The sequence below is a fragment of the Rhodococcus wratislaviensis genome (assembly GCF_900455735.1).
Taxonomy (GTDB): Bacteria; Actinomycetota; Actinomycetes; order Mycobacteriales; family Mycobacteriaceae; genus Rhodococcus_F; species Rhodococcus_F wratislaviensis.
On the sequence record NZ_UAUI01000027.1, the window covers coordinates 169,957 to 189,839 of the forward strand.

17 protein-coding genes and 1 pseudogene are annotated in these 19,883 nt (G+C 67.9%); 14 read left to right on the top strand and 4 right to left on the bottom strand.

The window, feature by feature from the left end:
• Positions 1-24: 24 nt before the first annotated feature.
• Complete coding sequence (locus DTA22_RS32725; RefSeq protein ID WP_255309553.1) at positions 25-1,182, bottom strand: RNA-guided endonuclease InsQ/TnpB family protein; 1,158 nt, start codon at positions 1,180-1,182, stop codon at positions 25-27.
• A 110-nt stretch (positions 1,183-1,292) separates the two neighbouring features.
• On the opposite strand from DTA22_RS32725, the gene DTA22_RS32730 reads away from it, so the two are divergent.
• The 5 genes from DTA22_RS32730 (at position 1,293) to DTA22_RS32750 (ending at position 7,353) form a co-directional block, all read left to right on the top strand.
• The gene (locus tag DTA22_RS32730) at positions 1,293-2,705 is read left to right on the top strand and encodes an ethanolamine ammonia-lyase subunit EutB (protein ID WP_112302191.1); all 1,413 of its coding nucleotides are present in this window, start codon (positions 1,293-1,295) and stop codon (positions 2,703-2,705) included.
• On the top strand, positions 2,702-3,469 hold the full coding sequence (eutC, locus tag DTA22_RS32735) for an ethanolamine ammonia-lyase subunit EutC (RefSeq protein WP_112302192.1): 768 nt from the start codon (positions 2,702-2,704) through the stop codon (positions 3,467-3,469). The genes DTA22_RS32730 and eutC overlap by 4 nt, the downstream gene beginning before the upstream one ends.
• A 78-nt stretch (positions 3,470-3,547) precedes the next feature.
• Complete coding sequence (locus DTA22_RS32740) at positions 3,548-4,093, top strand: hypothetical protein (RefSeq protein ID WP_112302193.1); 546 nt, start codon at positions 3,548-3,550, stop codon at positions 4,091-4,093.
• Positions 4,094-4,213: 120 nt separating this feature from the next.
• Entirely contained in the window at positions 4,214-5,554 is a 1,341-nt protein-coding gene (locus tag DTA22_RS32745) for an MFS transporter (protein WP_370180607.1), read from the top strand.
• 161 nt (positions 5,555-5,715) lie between these two features.
• Complete coding sequence (locus tag DTA22_RS32750) at positions 5,716-7,353, top strand: AMP-binding protein (protein ID WP_037244592.1); 1,638 nt, start codon at positions 5,716-5,718, stop codon at positions 7,351-7,353.
• Positions 7,354-7,362: 9 nt separating this feature from the next.
• Here DTA22_RS32750 and DTA22_RS32755 read toward each other — a convergent pair whose 3' ends face one another.
• Together DTA22_RS32755 and DTA22_RS32760 are read right to left on the bottom strand one after the other, a co-directional pair.
• Positions 7,363-7,860 (bottom strand): ankyrin repeat domain-containing protein, encoded by a 498-nt coding sequence (locus DTA22_RS32755; protein WP_112302194.1) that lies wholly within the window; start codon positions 7,858-7,860, stop codon positions 7,363-7,365.
• A 12-nt stretch (positions 7,861-7,872) separates the two neighbouring features.
• Complete coding sequence (locus DTA22_RS32760) at positions 7,873-8,457, bottom strand: GlcG/HbpS family heme-binding protein (RefSeq protein ID WP_037244599.1); 585 nt, start codon at positions 8,455-8,457, stop codon at positions 7,873-7,875.
• Between the two features lie 163 nt (positions 8,458-8,620).
• Between DTA22_RS32760 and DTA22_RS32765 the strand changes: the two genes are divergently transcribed.
• The 3 genes from DTA22_RS32765 (at position 8,621) to DTA22_RS32775 (ending at position 10,864) form a co-directional block, all read left to right on the top strand.
• On the top strand, positions 8,621-9,823 hold the full coding sequence (locus DTA22_RS32765) for a sensor histidine kinase (protein WP_112302195.1): 1,203 nt from the start codon (positions 8,621-8,623) through the stop codon (positions 9,821-9,823).
• Positions 9,820-10,446 carry a response regulator gene (locus tag DTA22_RS32770; RefSeq protein WP_037244606.1) on the top strand — a complete coding sequence of 209 codons (627 nt, stop codon included), beginning with the start codon at positions 9,820-9,822 and terminating at the stop codon, positions 10,444-10,446. The genes DTA22_RS32765 and DTA22_RS32770 overlap by 4 nt, the downstream gene beginning before the upstream one ends.
• Before the next feature lie 148 nt (positions 10,447-10,594).
• Positions 10,595-10,864 (top strand): GlsB/YeaQ/YmgE family stress response membrane protein, encoded by a 270-nt coding sequence (locus tag DTA22_RS32775; RefSeq protein WP_005239513.1) that lies wholly within the window; start codon positions 10,595-10,597, stop codon positions 10,862-10,864.
• 72 nt (positions 10,865-10,936) lie between these two features.
• Here DTA22_RS32775 and DTA22_RS32780 read toward each other — a convergent pair whose 3' ends face one another.
• A complete protein-coding gene (locus tag DTA22_RS32780) occupies positions 10,937-11,542 on the bottom strand; it encodes an SACE_7040 family transcriptional regulator (RefSeq protein ID WP_037244608.1) in 606 nt (201 codons plus the stop codon).
• 115 nt (positions 11,543-11,657) lie between these two features.
• On the opposite strand from DTA22_RS32780, the gene DTA22_RS32785 reads away from it, so the two are divergent.
• The 6 genes and pseudogenes from DTA22_RS32785 to DTA22_RS32810 all read left to right on the top strand — a co-directional run bounded on the left by DTA22_RS32785 (position 11,658) and on the right by DTA22_RS32810 (position 19,743).
• On the top strand, positions 11,658-13,247 hold the full coding sequence (locus tag DTA22_RS32785; protein WP_037244611.1) for a carboxyl transferase domain-containing protein: 1,590 nt from the start codon (positions 11,658-11,660) through the stop codon (positions 13,245-13,247).
• Between the two features lie 14 nt (positions 13,248-13,261).
• A complete protein-coding gene (locus tag DTA22_RS32790; protein ID WP_112302196.1) occupies positions 13,262-15,271 on the top strand; it encodes an acetyl/propionyl/methylcrotonyl-CoA carboxylase subunit alpha in 2,010 nt (669 codons plus the stop codon).
• Positions 15,268-16,428, top strand: coding sequence for an acyl-CoA dehydrogenase family protein (locus DTA22_RS32795; protein WP_005253824.1), 1,161 nt, complete (start codon positions 15,268-15,270; stop codon positions 16,426-16,428). Before DTA22_RS32790 ends, DTA22_RS32795 begins: the two co-directional genes overlap by 4 nt.
• Entirely contained in the window at positions 16,425-16,910 is a 486-nt protein-coding gene (locus DTA22_RS32800) for a MaoC family dehydratase (RefSeq protein WP_005239560.1), read from the top strand. The genes DTA22_RS32795 and DTA22_RS32800 overlap by 4 nt, the downstream gene beginning before the upstream one ends.
• Complete coding sequence (locus DTA22_RS32805; RefSeq protein ID WP_112302197.1) at positions 16,907-17,752, top strand: HpcH/HpaI aldolase/citrate lyase family protein; 846 nt, start codon at positions 16,907-16,909, stop codon at positions 17,750-17,752. Before DTA22_RS32800 ends, DTA22_RS32805 begins: the two co-directional genes overlap by 4 nt.
• A gap of 48 nt (positions 17,753-17,800) precedes the next feature.
• Positions 17,801-19,743 (top strand): annotated as a pseudogene (locus DTA22_RS32810) (acetoacetate--CoA ligase).
• The last annotated feature ends 140 nt before the right edge of the window (positions 19,744-19,883 follow it).

Below are 19,883 nucleotides of genomic sequence, written 5' to 3' on the forward strand. Positions count from 1 at the left end.
CGCGAGAGGCGGAGGATTTCACGCTCAGACCGCATGCACATCCGACCCGAAAGGGGAAGACGCATGGCTGACGTCGTCAACACGAGTGTGGCGCCGTTCTGCCACAGCCAAGATCACCCTGGCAGCGTTCCTGTCTCGGCAGTCGATGAATCCGCACTCCCGACACTGGAAGGTTCGTTCCGCGAGCCCGAGTCGCTGCTTGGCTCTCGCGAAACAACTCGAACACGTCATCGTCGTGTACGCGGGCGCGACCAAAACCACCTTCCGGCCGGCCCGAGCGGCACACTCGATCAGTTCCTGCTTCGATACGCCGATCGCTGCATCGGTGGCCTTTCGGGGCATCGTGGATTTGGCGAGGAACTTAGGCGTGAAGTCCTCGACCGCGATCAGATGGTGATGGTCGACAACACTTTTCGCCCAGGCCCTCGCATCATGCCGGGCCTGCCGAGCAGCCTTCTTCTGCAAGGTCGCTGCGGCCTTGCGGGCCCGCTGGTATCCCTTCGACTGCGGCCCACGCTTGCCGCTGTGTCGTCGGGCCATCTTCCGCTGCGCCTTGCCCAGCTCGGCGGCGCAGCGCTTACGATGTCCCAGATACGGCAGGTCGAACTCCGGACTCGTGGTCGTGGCCGTGACGGATACGCCCCAGTCGATGCCGATCCCACTGCCCTCATCGGCAGCGGGGGTAGCGACGACTTCGCGTCGCACCACGAACGACGCGTACCAGTGCCCGAGCGAATCTCGATGCACTCGCACACTGGTCGGCTCGGCTGGGAGCTCCCGCGACCACACCACTGGAATCACGATGCCCTTCGCCAGACACAGTCGACCGCCACGGCAGGAAAATCCTCTGGAGCTGTATTCGAGCGACGGAAGCGTGTCCCGGCGCGTCTTGAACCTCGGGCGCCCGCGGCCCTTCACTGCAAACGAGTGCTCCAGAGATTGCGCATACGTGCGCAAGATCTGCTGCTGAGGAACCTGCGCACCCTCCCGCAGCCATGCATTATGGCTGCGGGCATCGGTCAGAAGTTTTCCGAGCTTGGCGAACGTCGGCTTGCGACCGGTCTTCTGCTGGCGCACAGCCTCGTTCCACAGATACCGGCAGCGATGCCACTCCGACTCCAGCGCGCGCACGGCCATCGCGCCTGGCCGAAGCCGAAAGCTGTACCGCACGATTTCCTCCACAGCATTACCGTAGTCAGGAGCACCGACATGAACAGACGTCACACTCGCCGCATCTGCCTGAGGAGCTGCATCCAGATTCGAAAAGGTGGGGCACACACCCGTGAGTCCCAATGACCACCTACAGTCACGGCGTCGCGGGAACCGGGTACACGTTCGACGGTCTCGTCGACCTCATGGCCAAGGCGACACCGCTCCGCAGCGGAGACGAGCTGGCCGGGTGCGCGGCGTCCTCCGACGCCGAACGCGCCGCCGCGCAGTGGGCGCTGGCCGACGTCCCGCTCGGCACGTTTCTGAACGAACTCGTCGTTCCCTACGAGGACGACGAGGTCACGAGGCTCATCATCGACTCGCACGACCGGGTCGCGTTCGGTGAGATCTCCCACCTGACGGTCGGCGGCCTGCGTGACTGGCTGCTGGACGTCGCTGCGCGGGACGGCGCGGCCGAGACATTCCGCCGCGTCGCCCCCGGGCTGACACCGGAGATGGTCGCGGCGGTCAGCAAGATCATGCGCAACCAGGACCTCATCGCGGTGGCGCGGGCCGTCACCGTGACCGCGGCGTTCCGGACGACGCTCGGCGTACCGGGGCACCTGGGAACCCGGCTGCAACCCAACCATCCCACCGACGATCCGCGCGGCATCGCGGCCGCCACGCTCGACGGCCTGCTGCTCGGCTGCGGTGACGCCGTCATCGGAATCAACCCGGCCACCGATTCGCCGCACGCCACCGCGGAACTGCTCCACCTGCTCGACGACATCCGTCAGCGCTTCGACATCCCGGCGCAGTCGTGCGTGCTGTCGCACGTGACCACCACGATGGGCCTGATCGAGGAAGGCGTTCCCGTCGACCTCGTGTTCCAGTCCATCGCCGGAACGCAGGGAGCCAATTCCAGTTTCGGGGTTGATATTTCGCTGCTCCGTGAGGCCAACGCGGCCGGCCGGTCCCTGAAACGCGGCACCGTCGGCAACAACGTCATGTACCTCGAAACCGGTCAGGGATCGGCGCTCAGTGCCGGCGCCCACCTCGGCGCGGGTGGCAGGCCCGTCGACCAGCAGACCCTCGAGACCAGGGCGTACGCGGTGGCCCGCGATCTCGAACCGCTGCTGATCAACACGGTGGTCGGGTTCATCGGACCGGAGTACCTGTACGACGGCAAGCAGATCATCAGGGCCGGGCTCGAGGATCACTTCTGCGGAAAGCTCCTGGGCCTGCCGATGGGTGTCGACGTCTGCTACACCAATCACGCCGAGGCCGACCAGGACGACATGGACACGCTGCTCACCCTGCTCGGGGTGGCAGGCGCGGCCTTCGTCATCGCGGTACCCGGCGCGGACGACGTCATGCTCGGGTACCAGAGTCTGTCGTTCCACGACGCGCTGTACGCGCGTCAAGTCCTCGGACTCAGGCCGGCGCCGGAATTCGAGGACTGGATGCGCCGCCTCGGGATGGTCGACGACGCGGGACGGGTCCTGCCGGTCGACGCCGCGGCGTCGCCGCTGCGGGCGCTGACGGTGGCACGATGAGCGATCCTGTCGTTCAAGACTTCTGGGCGGAACTGCGGGCCACGACGCAGGCGCGTATCGGTCTCGGCCGCACCGGTGACGCCCTGCCCACGCAGCGCGTCCTCGAGTTCCGCTCGGCACACGCCGCCGCACGTGACGCCGTCCACCAGCCGCTCGACGCGGAGGCGCTGGCCGCGCAGGTCGAGGCCGTGGGCCTGGGCAGGCCCGTGGTCGTCACGAGTCAGGCATCGGACCGCAGCGAGTACCTGCGCCGGCCCGACCTGGGCCGCACACCGGCAGACCTGTCCGCGGTTCCCGCGGGAACCGCGGAGGTGGGGTTCGTCCTCGCCGACGGATTGTCGCCACGGGCGCTCACCGATCACGGGGTGCCCCTGCTGTCCGCGCTGGTCGACGAGTTCGCCGGGAGGTACTCGCTGGCGCCGCCGGTGATCGCGACCCAGGCCAGGGTGGCGCTCGGCGATCACATCGCGCAGGCACTGGGCGTGCAGACGCTCGTCCTGCTGATCGGGGAGCGGCCGGGATTGTCGGTGGCCGACAGTGTCGGCGTCTATCTCACGCACCTCCCGCGTCCCGGACGCACCGACGCCGACCGGAACTGCGTGTCCAACATCCACCCACCCGAGGGCCTCGGCTACGAACTCGCAGCCCGCGTCGTGGCGGGTCTCGTGTCCGGCGCGAGGAAACTGGGCCGTTCCGGAGTGGAGTTGAAGGACACGTCCCGTGCGGATGCGCTCGCAGCCCCCTCGGAGATCCTCGAACTGTAGTCGTGTTATCTAAAGGGCGGCAGGTCCGACCGGGCCTGCGGAGAACCGCCCTGGACGGGGTGTGACGAGGAGAGATCTATGGCCTTCGCTGGCAATGTGGACGAGTTGGCCCTGCTGCAGGCGGTCCGGTTGAAAGAGCAGGTCAGCGCGGCTGTTCTGGCCGAGCATCTCGGTGTGAGCGCCGCGTCCGCGCAGGCCGCCTACGACGCGCTGCTGACCCAGGGCAAGGCGCAGGAAGTCTCGGACGGCCGGGTCGGGCTCACCGAGGCCGGACTGTCGGAGCTCGAGGACCAGCTCGACGCCGAGCGGGTGTCCATCGACGAGGACTCCATCGCGGAGGTGTACGAGAGCTTCGTGCCGTTCCACGAGGAGTTCGTCGGATTGATCGATTCTGCCGACGCCGATCAGCTGGCCGACCTGGACCGCCGTGCGTCGGTCGTGTTCGACGACCTGTCGGCGTTCGTGCCCCGGTTGTCCCGCTACCAGGACCTGTTCGCCGACGCCCTCGCGAAAGTGGCTGCGGGGGAGACGAAGTGGATCTCGGAACCTGTGATCGACTCGTACGCCACCGTGTGGACCGAGCTCCGCAAGGAGCTGCTCGGCGCGTCCGGCACCGCCGAGTGACGTGACACCCGTCACCACCCCCCTATCCGGGGGTGGTGACGCAGTGAGCCGGATCACTACTTTTCCTCTCATCCGGGATACGCCCACCAGGGTGTTCCCCACGGACCACGGAGGAATCGAGTGACCACAGTCTCCAACTCGGGTGCGGGCGCCCCCCACGCCCCCACACCGGTGCGCCAGGGCGGTACCAGCGTCCGCAAGGTGGCCATCGCCAGTGGCATCGGCACGACCATCGAGTTCTACGACTTCTTCATCTACGGCACTGCCGCAGCCCTGGTGTTCCCCACGGTGTTCTTTCCCGCCCTCGGCTCCACCGCCGGCACCGTCGCCTCCTTCGCGACCTTCGCCGTCGCGTTCGTCGCCAGGCCCGTGGGTGCCATGCTGTTCGGCCACTACGGTGACCGGATCGGACGTAAGAAGACTCTGATCTCCACGCTCATCCTGATGGGTGTCTCGACGTTCCTGATCGGCCTGCTGCCCGGTGCCGCGACGATCGGGGTCGCGGCACCGATCCTGCTGGTGCTGCTGCGTTTCGGTCAGGGATTCGCCGTCGGTGGCGAATGGGCAGGCGCCACGCTGCTGACGGCGGAGTACGCACCCCCGGGCAAGCGCGGCCTCTACGCGATGTTCCCGCAACTCGGCCCCGCCGTGGCTTTCATCCTCTCCAGCGCCACGTTCCTCGTCACCGGCACCCTCCTCGGCGACACCAACGAGGTCTTCCTCGAATACGGGTGGCGGATTCCCTTCCTGTTCAGTGCCGTCCTGGTCGGAATCGGCCTCTACATGCGCCTGGCGATCGAGGAGACGCCGGTGTTCCGCGCGGCCCAGCAGGCCGACCGCGCCGACGCCGCCCCGCGGACCCTCCCGCTGATGGACGCCTGGCGGTACCAGACCAAGGAGATCCTCCTCTCGGCCGGCGCGCTCGCCACCCTGTTCGCGTTCTTCTACATGGGCACAGCGTTTCTCACCAGCTACGGCACCAAGACCCTCGGGTTCAGCCGCCCGTTCGTGCTGACGGTCGGGATCGCCTCGGCCGTGGTCTTCGGATTCACGATCGTCGTCTCCGCGCTGTACTCGGACCGGATCGGGCGTCGACGGGTCATCATGATCTCCTGCGGGCTGGCCGTCGTGTGGGCGCTCGCGCTCTTCCCGTTGCTCGACACCGGTTCACCCGTCGCGTTCACGATAGGCGTGATGGTCACACTCGCGATCTTCGGAATCGCATACGGGCCCTGCGGCGCTCTGCTTCCGGAAATGTTCCAGACGCGCTACCGCTACACCGGCGCCGGTCTCGGCTACAACCTCGCCGGCGTGCTCGGCGGCGCCGTGCCGCCGTTGATCGCCGCACCCCTGGCGTCCGCGTACGGCAGCGTCGCGATCGGCGTGATGCTTGCCGTCCTCGGCGTGTTCAGCCTGCTGTGCACGAAGGCCCTGGTGGAAACGAAAGACGACGCACTCTGACAGGGCCGGCGAGGGGTGTCCGGACTTCGCACAGATACCGGCGCCCCTCGCCGTGCAGTATGCCCTGGATCACATCAACCAAGAGTAAGTTCGACCGCGGAAGGGCCTTCGGGTCCGCCCGTCCCGTAGGTGCCCGAACGGGCTCCTGGAGAGGAAGAGTGATGACAACCCCGCTTCCCAGCTACACCAACGGCGTGTGGGACGCCCCGATGCTCGGTGACACCATCGGAGACAACTTCGACCGGACCGTGGCTGCCCACGCCGATCGTGACGCCCTGGTCGACCGGCCCTCGGGGCGGCGGTGGACGTATGCCGAGCTGAGGCGTGACGTCGACGCCGTGGCGGCGGGGTTGCTGAAGCGGGGTATCGGGAAGGGCGACCGGGTGGGGATCTGGGCGCCGAACTGCCCGGAGTGGACGCTGATCCAGTTCGCGACGGCCAAGATCGGCGCCGTGCTCGTCAACATCAACCCCGCCTATCGGGCGCACGAGTTGAAGTACGTGCTCGATCAGGCCGGTATCCGTCTGCTGGTGTCGGCGCCCGAGTTCAAGTCGTCCGACTATGCGGCCATGATCGAGGAGGTCCGGCCGCAGTGCCCGGACCTCGAGATGGTGGTGCTCCTCGGCAGTGCCGAGTGGAGTCGACTGGCGTCGGACGGCATGGCCGCACACGCCGCCGATCCGGCTCGGCTGCCGGCCGCGCAGGCGGCCCTGTCCTCGGACGACCCGATCAATATCCAATACACTTCGGGGACAACCGGATTCCCCAAGGGTGCGACGCTCAGTCACCACAACATCCTGAACAACGGGTACTTCGTCGGCGAGTTGTGCCACTACACGGAGAACGACCGCGTCTGCATCCCGGTGCCGTTCTACCACTGCTTCGGGATGGTGATGGGCAACCTGGCGTGCACGAGTCACGGCGCGACGATGGTCATTCCGGGGCCGTCCTTCGATCCGAAAGCGACGCTGCAGGCCGTCGAGGCGGAGAAGTGCACGTCGTTGTACGGGGTGCCGACGATGTTCATCGCCGAACTCGCCGAACCGGACTTCGCCTCGTTCGACCTGTCGAGCCTGCGGACCGGGATCATGGCCGGATCGCCCTGCCCGGTGGAGGTGATGAAGCAGGTCATCGAACAGATGGGGATGGCCGAGGTTTCCATCTGTTACGGCATGACCGAGACGTCGCCGGTGTCGTTGCAGACCCGGTCGGACGACACGATCGATCAGCGCGTGTCGACGGTCGGCCGCGTCGGTCCGCATCTCGAAATCAAGATCGTCGATCCGGCAACGGGGTTGACCGTTCCGCGGGGCACGCCGGGCGAACTGTGCACCCGGGGGTACTCGGTGATGCTCGGGTACTGGAACAACCCGGAGAAGACCGCGGAAGCGATCGATGCCGGCCGGTGGATGCACACCGGCGATATCGGTGTGATGGATTCCGACGGCTACGTCGCGATCACCGGTCGGATCAAGGACATGGTCATCCGCGGGGGCGAGAACGTCTATCCCCGCGAGATCGAGGAGTTCCTGTACACGCATCCGGACATCCTCGACGCCCAGGTCATCGGGGTGCCGGACGCGAAGTACGGGGAGGAACTGATGGTGTGGGTGCGGATGAAGGACGGTGCCGAACCCCTGGACGCGGCGAAGGTGCGCGAATTCTGCACCGGCAAGCTCGCCCACTACAAGATCCCGAAGTACGTGCATGTCGTCGACGAGTTCCCGATGACGGTGACGGGCAAGGTGCGCAAGGTCGAGATGCGCGAGCAGTCTCTCGACCTGATCGGGCGCACCTGACCCGCCTCGTCACCTGGTCCGCAGCAACGTCGCCACGGCGACCTGCCCGCGCCGCTCGGCATGCTGCAGGGCCGTCCGGCCGTCCGCGTCCTCGATGGACCGATCGGCGCCCGCGTCGAGCAGGAGGCGGACGACGTCCTGATACTGGTCGGATCCGTCGCCGTAGACCACGGCCTCGAGCAGGGCAGTCCAGCCCGGCTCGTTGACGTGGTCTACCGGCACGCCCGCCTCGATCAGCATCCGCACGGTGTCGACGTGGCCGTGCTCGGCTGCCGGGATCAGCGCGGTTCCGCCGAACCGGTTGGTGCTGGTGACGTCGGCGCCCCGGTCGAGGGTGAGCGCGAGAATCTCGGTCAATCCCTCCGCGCCTGCGTACAGGAACGCCGAGTCCTCGCGGGCGTTCTTCGCGTTGACATCTGCTCCGGCGTCGATCAGTGCCCGCGCGGTGGCGACGTCGTCACGGGCGACGGCGTCGAACAGCGCGCGTTCCAGTTCGGGCGTCGACACGGGGGCGGCTCTTCAACCCAGCGACCCGGCGATCGCGTCGAGACCGGCGGCCGCGCAGGCCTGATCCCGCATTCCGTCGGGGGCGCCACCCACGCCGATACCCGCGATCGACCCGCCGGCCGACTTCACGCTCACCCCTCCGGCGAGGAACAACGTGCCGGGCAGGTCGGCGACCGTCGCGCCGTCACCCTTGGCCCGTTCGCTCAGATCGCTGGTGTTCGCGCCGAACGCGGCAGCGGTGTACGCCTTCTGGCGGGCCGCCTCGACGGTGTGCTGAGCGGCATTGTCCCCGCGCAGCATGGCCTGCACGTTGCCGGCGCGATCGACCACCGACACGGTGACGAAGCCGAGTCCGTCGGCCTGGCACTTCGCGAGCGCCGCCTGCGCGGCGGCCTGCGCAGTGCCGATTCCGAGACGGTTCTGGCCGACCACGCCGTCAGCACCGTCGATCGGGGCGGGCGCGGCGGCGGTCGCGACCGGAGTGGACGTCGGACTCGCCTCGTCGGTCGCGGACGTGCCGCACGCCGAGGTGGCGACGATCGCGGCGAGCGGGACGGCGATCGCCAGAATGCGGGGCAGGCGGTGGAAGGTGCGCATCGGAAGGCCTTTCGGGAAGTGGCGAGCTGACCTGACCAGCCTGGCCCGGCGGTGCCGGTGACCGCATCGGGCCGACGGCGCTCCCGAACTCATCCGTCCGGCCCCGGCAGATCATCCGAACGGTGGATCCGCGACCCACGGCGGATCCGTAGGATTACTCGACGTGACGACACCCGTGGACGCAGCGGACAGGTCGGGCGGCGCGGGTCTGCGCGGCCCGCTCGCTACCGCCATACATGTGTCGTTCTACGTCCTCCTCGCGACGTCGACGGCGCGGTACCTGACGTACCACGGAGTGAGCGGGCAGTTCGTCGTGGTGGTCGCGTTGATTGCCGCGCTTGCCGCGCTGTACACGTTCACCGCCGTGGTCGCACGGCGGGAAGGCGCGTGGGAACCGTGGGTGTGGCCGGTCCTGACGACGTGGGCGGTGCTCGTCTGGCTCGCGCCGAGTTTCGCCTGGTGCGCGTTTCCCATGTTCTTCCTGTGCACGAGGGCGTACCCGAGCCGGATCGCGTACCCGGTCGTCGGGGTTCTCGCCGTCCTCACGTCGCTGGCGTTCTTCACCTTCTCCGGGCGCAGCGAGTGGGCCGTGCTGGTGGGACCGCTGTGCACCGGAGCGCTGATCGTCATGGCGTACAGCCAGATCGAGCGGGACGGCCGGGAGCGGGTGCGGCTGCTCCGCCAGGTGGCGGAGACCCGGTCCCGGCTCGCGGAGACCGAGCGGGAGGCGGGGGTGCTCGCCGAACGCGAACGACTGGCCCGCGAGATCCACGACACCGTGACGCAGGGACTGACCAGCAGCCTGCTTCGGCTCGAGGCGGCCGAGCAGATCTGGGCGCAGGCAGATCCGCGGACGGAGGCACGGGCACGCGAGGACGTCCGGGTGGCGACCGGGACGTTGCGCGAGAACCTGGCGGAAACACGCAGTCTCGTGCACCATCTCGCGGCGCCCAACCTGGAATCCCAGCCGATCGATGCGGCACTGCTCGCCGCCGCGCGTACCCACCACCCGCGGGCAGAGCTCCGGATCGTGGGTACTCCGATCGCGATTCCGGCGGAGGTGACGCACGCGCTGCTGCGGATCACTCAGAGCGCGGTGTCCAACATCGCCCGGCACGCCCACGCCGAGACCGTGGGTGTCACGTTGACGTACCTACCGGACGCCGTCGCGCTCGACATCTTCGACGACGGCACCGGTTTCGACCCTGCGCCCGCCGGATCTCCCTCGGCGCGCGGCGGATACGGCCTGCGCGCGATGCGCAGTCGCGTCGAACAACTGGGCGGCACGTTCACCGTCGAGAGCGCACCGGGCGAGGGCACCGTGGTGGCCGCCCAGATACCGTGCGCGAGAGGAACCGCGGCATGACGACCGTGACCGTGCTGCTGGTCGACGACCACGTGGTCGTTCGCGCCGGACTGCGAGCGCTTCTCGACTCGCAGCCGGACATCGAGGTGATCGCCGAGGCGGGCACGGGGGAGGACGCCGTCGCCGCCGTGAGCACATTCCGGCCGCAACTCGTGACGATGGATCTCGCCCTCGGAGCAGGCATCGACGGGGTGGAGGCCATTCGCCGCATCCGGCAGGTCGATCGGGACCTTCCGGTGCTGGTGTTCACGACGTACGACACGGACGCCGACGTGGTGCGCGCCATCGATGCCGGTGCCATCGGATACCTCCTGAAGGATTCGACACCCCCGGAGATCTTCGCCGCCGTGCGCGGCGCGGCCGCCGGCCAGAGTGTGCTGTCGCCGCCCGTCGCGTCGCGACTACTCCAGCAGATGCAGCGCCCCGAGGAGGCCCTCACGCCGCGGGAGGCCGAACTGCTGACCCTGCTGGCCAAGGGCATGACCAACAAACAGCTCGGCAAAGTCCTGTTCATCAGCGAGGCGACCGTGAAGACCCATCTCGCCCACATCTACGCGAAGCTCGGTGTCGACACCCGGGCCGCAGCGGTGTCCGTGGCCCTGCGGCGGCAGGGCATTCGCTGAACCGAGGGGGTGCACAGCGGTACGCCGCGTGAACCTTTTGGCAACGATTTGCCGAAGCCCTGTCGAACGGGTGTCCAGGTGGTTATGTTCGAAATGAGCGGTGACCTTCCGCTCGCACCATGAATTGCGTGTTGAGAGGACAAGGGCCATGGTCGGCAACATCATCGGCACCATCATCTTCGGTGCGGTCATCGGCGTTCTGGCGCGTCTCGTGATTCCGGGAAAGCAGGCGATGGGGTGGGTCATCACCGTCGTCCTCGGCATCATCGGTGCGCTGATCGGGTACTGGGTGTGGGAGGGGCTCCTCGACAAGGGGGACACCGGCGGGATCGACTGGATCCGGTGGATCATCAGCATCGCCGTAGCGGCCGTGCTGACCCTCGGATACACCTCGATGACGAGCAAGAACAGGGTGTAGACGCCGCATCGCACCGCCACGAGAAAGGTCCCGTCCGGTCGTCCGGGCGGGGCCTTTTTGCGGCTTCGCCGCTCACGGGCGCAGGCAGAGAAGCGTCATGTCGCGCAGTACTTTCCGGGTGCGCGAGGGGGTGGTGGGATCGGCGCTGTGCGGGGTCGAGTTGATGAGCCCGAACGTGGCGTGCGCCTTGGTGCGGGCATCCGTCTCGTCGAGTGACGTGTCCACCTGCAGCAGTATCTTCACCCAGATCTCGACGTAGCGCCGCTGCGTCTGCCGGACCTCTCGGCGGGCCTCGGCGGGCAGGCTCTCCAGATCCCGGTCCTGGATGCGAATGAGGTCGGGTTCGCCGAGCGCGAAGTCCAGATGGAAGTCGATGAGACCCTCCAGGGCCACGTCCGGTGTGGGGGCCTCCGCGACGACGAGTGACCCGCCCTCCAGCAGTCGCGTGCTGATCCCGACGAGCAGTTCGACGAGGACGGCGTCCTTGTTGGGGAAGTGCCGGTACACGGCGGGGCCGCTGATTCCTGCTGCGGAACCGAGGTCCTCGAGGCGGACGCCGAGGAAGCCCCGTTCGGCGATGAGGCGGGCGGCGGCGTCGAGCAGCTGGCGGCGACGATCCGCCTTCATCTGCTCCCGGCGCGTGATCGGCGCTTCGGTGCCGTCGACGTCTGTGGTCATCGCCTTGCTCTTTCTCGGATGTGGTCTGGACAACTCAGTTAATCACAGTTATCTTAGTTTCAGTTATCGAGTATTAACTCACTCGGCACGGGCGTCAAGACGAGAAGGCGGCAGGATGGCACTGAGCGGAACCACTGCACGGGAGGGCTACCGGGCAGAGCACACGAAACTGGTGGACGAGCTGAAGTCGAGGCTGGCCGTGGCCTCGCTCGGCGGCAGCGAGAAGTCGCGCGAGCGGCACGTCAGCCGAGGCAAGCTCCTGCCGCGCGATCGAGTGGACACCCTGCTCGACCCCGGAAGCCCGTTCCTCGAGATCTCCCCGCTCGCGGCGAACGGACTGTACGACGACGAAAGCCCCGGAGCGGGTGTCATCGCCGGCATCGGCCGGGTGTCCGGCCGGGAATGCGTGATCGTCGCCAACGACGCGACCGTCAAGGGCGGCACCTACTACCCGATGACGGTGAAGAAGCACCTGCGGGCGCAGGAGATCGCGCTGCAGAACCAGCTGCCCTGCATCTACCTCGTCGACTCCGGCGGCGCGTTCCTGCCAAGGCAGGACGAGGTGTTCCCGGACCGGGAGCACTTCGGCCGCATCTTCTACAACCAGGCCACGATGAGCGCGCAGGGCATCCCGCAGATCGCGGCGGTCCTCGGCTCCTGCACCGCCGGCGGCGCCTACGTGCCCGCGATGAGCGACGAGGCCGTCATCGTCCGCAACCAGGGCACCATCTTCCTGGGCGGCCCGCCGCTGGTGAAGGCAGCCACCGGTGAGGTCGTGACGGCGGAGGAACTCGGCGGCGGCGACCTGCACTCGAAGGTCTCCGGTGTCACCGACCACCTCGCGGAAGACGACCAGGACGCGCTGCGGATCGTGCGGAACATCGTCGCGACCCTCGGCCCGCGCGCCGAGCGTCCGTGGGACGTGATCAGCGCCGTCCCCGCGTCGGCGCCGCAGACCGACCTCTACGACGTGGTCCCCACCGACCCGCGCACCCCGTACGACGTCCACGAGGTCATCGACCGCATCGTGGATGGCGCCGAGTTCCAGGAGTTCAAGGCGGAGTACGGCAAGACCCTGGTCACCGGTTTCGCGCACATCGAGGGCCACCCGGTCGGCATCGTCGCCAACAACGGCGTGCTGTTCGCCGAGTCCGCGATGAAGGGCGCGCACTTCATCGAACTGTGCGACAAGCGCAAGATTCCGCTTCTGTTCCTGCAGAACATCGCCGGCTTCATGGTCGGTCGCGACTACGAGGCGGGCGGCATCGCCAAGCACGGCGCCAAGATGGTGACCGCGGTGGCGTGCGCCCGGGTCCCCAAGCTGACCGTCGTGATCGGCGGCTCCTACGGTGCGGGCAACTACTCGATGTGCGGGCGGGCGTACTCGCCGCGGTTCCTGTGGATGTGGCCGAACGCCCGGATCTCCGTGATGGGCGGCGAGCAGGCGGCGTCGGTGCTCTCGACGGTGCGCAGCGAGCAACTCGACAGTGCGGGCAACCCGTGGTCGGCCGAGGACGAAGAGGCGTTCAAGGCGCCGATCCGCGAGCAGTACGAGGCGCAGGGCAATCCGTACTACTCGACGGCCAGGCTGTGGGACGACGGCATCATCGACCCCGCCGATACCAGAACTGTTCTCGGACTGGCGCTCTCGGTGTGTGCGAACGCACCGGTCGAACCGGTCTCCTACGGCGTTTTCCGGATGTGAGTGGAATGACTGAAATGACTCGGATAGATACCGTTCTGGTAGCCAACCGCGGCGAGATCGCGGTGCGCGTGATCCGCACCCTGCGGGCCATGGGAATCCGGTCCGTCGCCGTGTTCAGCGAGGCGGATCGGGACGCGCGGCACGTCCGTGAGGCCGACACCGCGGTGCTGCTCGGTCCGGCCGCGGCGCGGGAGAGTTACCTCGTCATCGAGAAGGTGATCGCGGCGGCGCAGGCCACCGGCGCGCAGGCCATCCATCCCGGTTACGGGTTCCTGTCGGAGAACTCGAAGTTCGCCGGGGCCTGTGCGGACGCGGGGATCGCGTTCCTCGGCCCGTCCGCTCACGCCATCGAGGTGATGGGCGACAAGATCACCGCCAAGAACGCGGTGGCGAAATTCGACGTGCCCGTCGTACCCGGCATCGCCCGTCCCGGACTGTCCGACGACGAACTGATCGCGGCCGCCGAGGACATCGGATACCCGGTCCTGGTCAAGCCGTCGGCAGGTGGCGGCGGCAAGGGCATGCGACTGGTCGAGGAGCCGGGCGCACTCGCCGAGGCACTGCGCAGCGCGCGCCGTGAGGCGGCGTCGGCGTTCGGCGACGACACGCTCTTCCTCGAGCGATTCGTGTTGCGGCCCCGGCACATCGAGGTGCAGATCCTCGCGGACGGGCACGGGAACGTCGTCCACCTCGGTGAGCGTGAATGCAGTCTGCAGCGTCGCCACCAGAAGGTCATCGAGGAAGCGCCGTCGCCGCTGCTGGACGAGGCGACACGCGCCCGGATCGGCGAGGCCGCCTGCAACACGGCACGCAGCGTCGACTACTCGGGAGCGGGAACGGTCGAGTTCATCGTCTCCGCCGACAAGCCCGACGAGTTCTTCTTCATGGAGATGAACACCCGGCTGCAGGTCGAGCACCCGGTCACCGAACTCGTGACGGGCCTGGACCTCGTCGAATGGCAGGTGCGAGTGGCCGCCGGTGAGCCTCTCGGCTTCACCCAGGACGACATCACCCTCACCGGTCACGCCATCGAAGCCCGCGTCTACGCCGAGGACCCGAGTCGCGGATTCCTCCCCACCGGCGGACTCGTGGCCGACGTGGTCGAACCCGCCGGCCCCGGTGTCCGCGTCGACTCCGGGCTGCAGCCCGGCACGGTCGTCGGCAGCGATTACGACCCGATGCTGGCGAAGGTCATCGCCCACGCCGACGACCGCGCCGGCGCGCTGCGGAAACTGGACCGGGCGCTGGCCGGCACCGGTGTGCTGGGAGTGGTCACCAACATCGAGTTCGCGCGCTTCCTGCTCGCCGATCGCGACGTGGTGGCCGGCAACCTCGACACCGGTCTGCTCGACCGACGGCTCGAGGACTTCGTCGCGGCGGAGGCCACCGATGCCGCCCTGATCGCCGCTGCTGCTTTCCGCTGGTTGCAGCGTTGGCCCGAGCGGGCACAGGCCGATCCGTGGGACGTTCCCAGCGGCTGGCGGGTCGGGGTTCCCGCGCCCACCAGCATCCGGTTGTCCTCTGCCACCCGCACCGACCACGTGCGGATCACCGGCAGCCCGGCCGAGGCCACCGCACAGGTCGAGGACGGCGACACCCTGTCCCTGACCGCGGCGCTCGACGGCACCACCCTCTCCGTGGTGATCGACGGCAGGCGCGAAACCTACCGCGTCGCCCAGACCGACGGGCACATCTGGCTCGCCGGTTCCGACGGCACGACGATGCTGCGTGAGCTCCGTGAACTCAGTGTCCGCACCGGCGACGTCCACGCCGGCGAGGCCGAGATCACCAGCCCCATGCCCGGATCCGTCATCGCCGTCGGCGCCGAGGCAGGTGCCCACGTCACCGCAGGTCAGACACTCGTCGTGGTCGAGGCGATGAAGATGGAGCACTCGCTCACCGCCCCCGTCGACGGCGTCGTCGACATCCTCGTCGCACCCGGTGACCAGGTGATGGTCGACCAGCTGCTCGCACGAGTCACCCCGCACACCGACACCACCGACACGAAAGAAGACGCGTCATGACCGAATTCCTTGCCACCGGCCAGCTTCCCGACGAGTACCAGCAGTTGGCGAAGACCGTCGCCGACTTCGCCAAGAATGTGGTGGCACCGGTCGCGGCGGAACACGACGCCAACCACACGTTCCCGTACGAGGTGGTGTCGGGGATGGCCGACATGGGCCTGTTCGGTCTGCCGTTCCCCGAGGAGTACGGCGGAATGGGTGGCGACTACTTCGCCCTGTGCCTGGCGCTCGAAGAACTGGGCAAGGTCGACCAGAGTGTCGCGATCACCCTGGAAGCAGGCGTGTCGCTGGGCGCGATGCCGATCTACCGGTTCGGCAACGAGGAGCAGAAGCAGGAGTGGCTGCCGCAGCTGACGAGCGGCAAGAGCCTGGCCGCGTTCGGGCTCACCGAGCCGGGTGCCGGAAGCGATGCCGGCGGGACGAAGACCACCGCGAAGTTCGACAGCGGTGAATGGATCATCAACGGCAACAAGCAGTTCATCACCAACTCCGGCACCGACATCACCAAGCTCGTCACGGTCACCGCGGTGACCGGTACGAAGGACGGCAAGAAGGAGATCTCCACCATCCTCGTGCCGACGTCGACGCCGGGCTTCACCGCCGAGCCGGCGTACAACAAGGTCGGCTGGAACGCCTCCGACACCCACCCCCTCACGTTCTCGGACGTGCGCGTTCCCGAGGAGAATCTGCTCGGCGAGCGTGGCCGCGGGTACGCGAACTTCCTGCGGATCCTCGACGAGGGCCGCATCGCCATCGCCGCGCTCAGCGTCGGCGCCGCCCAGGGATGCGTCGACGAGTCGGTCAAGTACGCCAAGGAACGTGAGGCGTTCGGACGGCCCATCGGACACAACCAGGCCATCGCGTTCAAGATCGCCCGCATGGAGGCGCGCGCCCACACCGCCCGCACCGCGTACTACGACGCCGCCGCCCGGATGCTGTCCGGCAAGCCGTTCAAGAAGCAGGCTGCCATCGCCAAGCTCGTCGCCTCCGAGGCCGCGATGGACAACGCCCGGGACGCCACCCAGATCCACGGCGGCTACGGATTCATGAACGAGTACACCGTGGCCCGGCACTACCGTGACAGCAAGATCCTGGAGATCGGCGAGGGCACCACCGAGGTGCAGCTGATGCTGATCGCGCGGGAGGCCGGCCTGTGACCGCCACGACCGAACCGAAGCGAATCGTTCAGCGGGGCCTGTGGTTCGAGGAATTCGAACTGGGGGCGGTGTACGAGCACCGTCCCGGCCGGACCGTCACCGAGGCCGACAACGTCCTCTTCACGACGCAGACGATGAACACCCAGGCCCTGCACCTGGACGCCGCATACAGCGAGAACACCCAGTTCGGTGAGCGCCTCGTCAACTCGATGTTCACCCTCTCGACGCTGGTCGGGTTGTCGGTGGCACAACTGACGCAGGGGACCATCGTCGCGAACCTGGGGTTCTCGGAGATCAGTTTCCCGAAGCCGCTGTTCCACGGCGACACGCTCTACGCGGAGACGAAGATCGCGGACAAGCGCGAATCGAAGAGCAGGCCCGGCGAGGGCATCGTCACCCTCGAGCACACCGGCCGCAACCAGAACGGTGACGTGGTGGCGATCGCGGTCCGCAAGACCCTCGTCCAGAAGAAGCCGTCATGAGCTGGGAACTGCCGGGGCCCGCCTGGCTGTTCTGCCCGGCCGACCGGCCCGAACGGTATGCGAAAGCGGCGGCGGCGGCCGACGTCGTGATTCTCGACCTCGAGGACGGGGTGGCACCCGCGGACAAGGAAGCGGCGCGAGTCGCCCTGATCGACACCCCGTTGGATCCGGATCGCACGGTGGTGCGGGTCAATCCGGTCGGAACCGAGGACCACGAGCGCGACCTGCTGGCACTCGACGGCACCCGTTACACGAGGCTGATGCTGGCCAAGTGCGAGTCCGCCGGCCAGGTGCTGTCGCTGGCGCCGCGTGAGGTGATCGCCCTCGTCGAGTCGCCGCTCGGTGCGCTCGCGGTGAGCGAGATCGCGCTGGCGGCGAGCACGATCGGCGTGATGTGGGGCGCCGAAGATCTCGTGGCGGCGATGGGCGGCAACTCCAGTCGCCGCGGGGACGGCAGCTACCGTGACGTCGCCACTCACGTGCGGTCGTCGACACTGCTGGCCGCCAAGGCGTACCAGCGGCTCGCCCTGGATTCCGTCTATCTCGACATCAAGGACCTCGACGGGCTGCGCGCCGAGGCAGTCGACGCTGTCGCCGTCGGATTCGACATCAAGGTCGGCATCCATCCCAGCCAGATCGCGGTGATCCGGAAGGCGTACGCACCGTCGGACGAGGACGTCGACTGGGCGACGCGGGTTCTCGCCGCCGTCGCCGACGAGCGAGGAGTCTTCGCGTTCGAGGGAAAGATGGTGGACGCGCCGGTTCTGCGTCACGCCGAGGCGATCCTGCGCCGCTCCCAGGTCGATTCGAAGGGGACAAGCACGTCCGAGTCGCCGCGGTAGGCGGCGAAAGAGCGCGGAACGGCCGCGCGCTCGGGGAAGATGGTGCCCATGACTGCCGATCCGCAATGGGTGCCCACCGAATCCGACGTGCGCGACGCGGTCGTCACCGATTTCGCCCGGTTCGTCGCCCGTCGTCACAGCGTCCGGGTCGACGACTACCGGGCGCTGTGGCGCTGGTCGGTCGCCGACCCGGCGGCGTTCTGGCGGGACGTGTGGGACTACTTCGAGATCCGGTCCGCCACCGATCCCGGACCGGCCCTCGCGGACGACGCGATGCCGGGTGCCGTCTGGTTCCCCGGGGCGACCCTCAACTACGTCGACCACGTCTTCCGGAACGCCCGCCCCGGCACACCGGCGATCCTGTACGCAGGTGAGGGCGCCACCGACATCTCCGTCGGGTGGGACGAGTTGCGGTCCGCGGTGGCGGGCCTCGCCGCGACTCTCCGCGAGCACGGAGTCGGGGTCGGTGACCGGGTCGTCGGCTACCTCCCCAACATTCCCGAGGCCGTCGTCGCGTTCCTCGCCACGGCGTCGCTCGGCGCCGTGTGGGCCGCGTGCGGACAGGACTACTCCGCGCCGGCCGCGCTCGATCGCCTGGGTCAATTGGAACCGAAAGCGCTGATCACCGCGGACGGCTACCGGTTCGGGGGCAAAGAACACGATCGGCTCGCGGCGGCGGCCGAGCTGCGCGGCGGATTGCCGTCGCTGGCCCTGACGGTAGTCGTGCCGCATCTCGATCCGGACGCCGTCGCCGACGGCACCCTCACCTGGGCGGAGGCCACCGGCCGGGACGCCGCACTCGAGTCCGTCGCCGTCCCGTTCGACCACCCGTTGTGGGTGGTGTTCTCCTCGGGAACCACGGGCCTGCCGAAGGGCATCGTGCACGGTCACGGCGGCGTTCTCCTCGAACACGTGAAGTCGCTCGCGCTCCAACTCGACGTCGGACGCGACGACACCCTCTTCTGGTACACCAGTCCCAGTTGGATGATGTGGAACTTCCAGACGGCGGGACTGCTGGTGGGGGCCACCATCGTCTGTTACGACGGAAGCCCGTCCTTTCCTACGCCGGATGCGTTGTGGGCCTTGGTGTCACGTCTGGGCGTGACCGTGGCCGGCACCAGTCCCGGCTATGTTCTCGCGTGCGACAAGGCGGGGGTGGTCCCCGTGCGAGAGCACGACCTGAGCGCGCTCCGCGCGGTCGGGCTGACCGGGTCCACGCTGCCGGCGGCGTCGTCACTGTGGTTGTCCGAGAACGTCGGTCGCCGAGTTCCCGTCGTGTCGATCACCGGTGGGACCGACGTGGTGTCGGCGTTCGTCGGGGGAGCGCGGAGTGTGCCGGTCTGGCCAGGGGAGCTGTCCGCCCGTGCCTGGGTGTCGCCGTCGACGCGTTCGACGAGTCGGGGCAGCCGGTGCGAGGGGAGGTCGGTGAACTGGTCGTGACGGCGCCGATGCCGTCCATGCCGGTGTCGTTCTGGAACGATCCCGACGGAAAGCGTTACCGTGAAGCGTATTTCGATGTGTTTCCCGGAGTGTGGCGGCACGGCGACTGGATCACGATCACCGATCGCGGGACCGTCCTGATGCACGGCAGATCTGATTCCACGTTGAACCGCAACGGAATTCGGATGGGTAGCGCCGACATCTACCAGGTGGTGGAGAAGCTTCCGGAGGTTGCCGAGGCGCTTGTCGTCGGTGTCGACCTGGCGGACGGCGGATACTGGATGCCGCTGTTCGTGGTCCTGTCGGAGGGGGCGGAACTCGACGACGCGCTGAAGCAGCGTATCCGCGGAGCGATACGTGAGCAGGCCTCTCCGCGGCACGTGCCCGACGACATCATCGAGGCGCCGGGGATTCCGCACACCCGGACCGGCAAGAAACTCGAGGTGCCTCTCAAGCGCATTTTCCAGGGTGCGGACGCGGGGCGCACGGTGGACCGCAGCGCCGTCGACGACCCAGCCCTGCTCGACTGGTTCGCGCGGCACGGGCGCTGAGCGGCGCGTCTGTCGACGTCAGTGCCGTTGGGCGCCAACGGTTAGGTTAGTCTTACTTTGGTTACTCCCTGGTAGCGCCGTGGAGTTCGTCGTTCCCATGTCGGCGAATGTGAGAAATCTCCCGTCGGCCTCCAATTGGC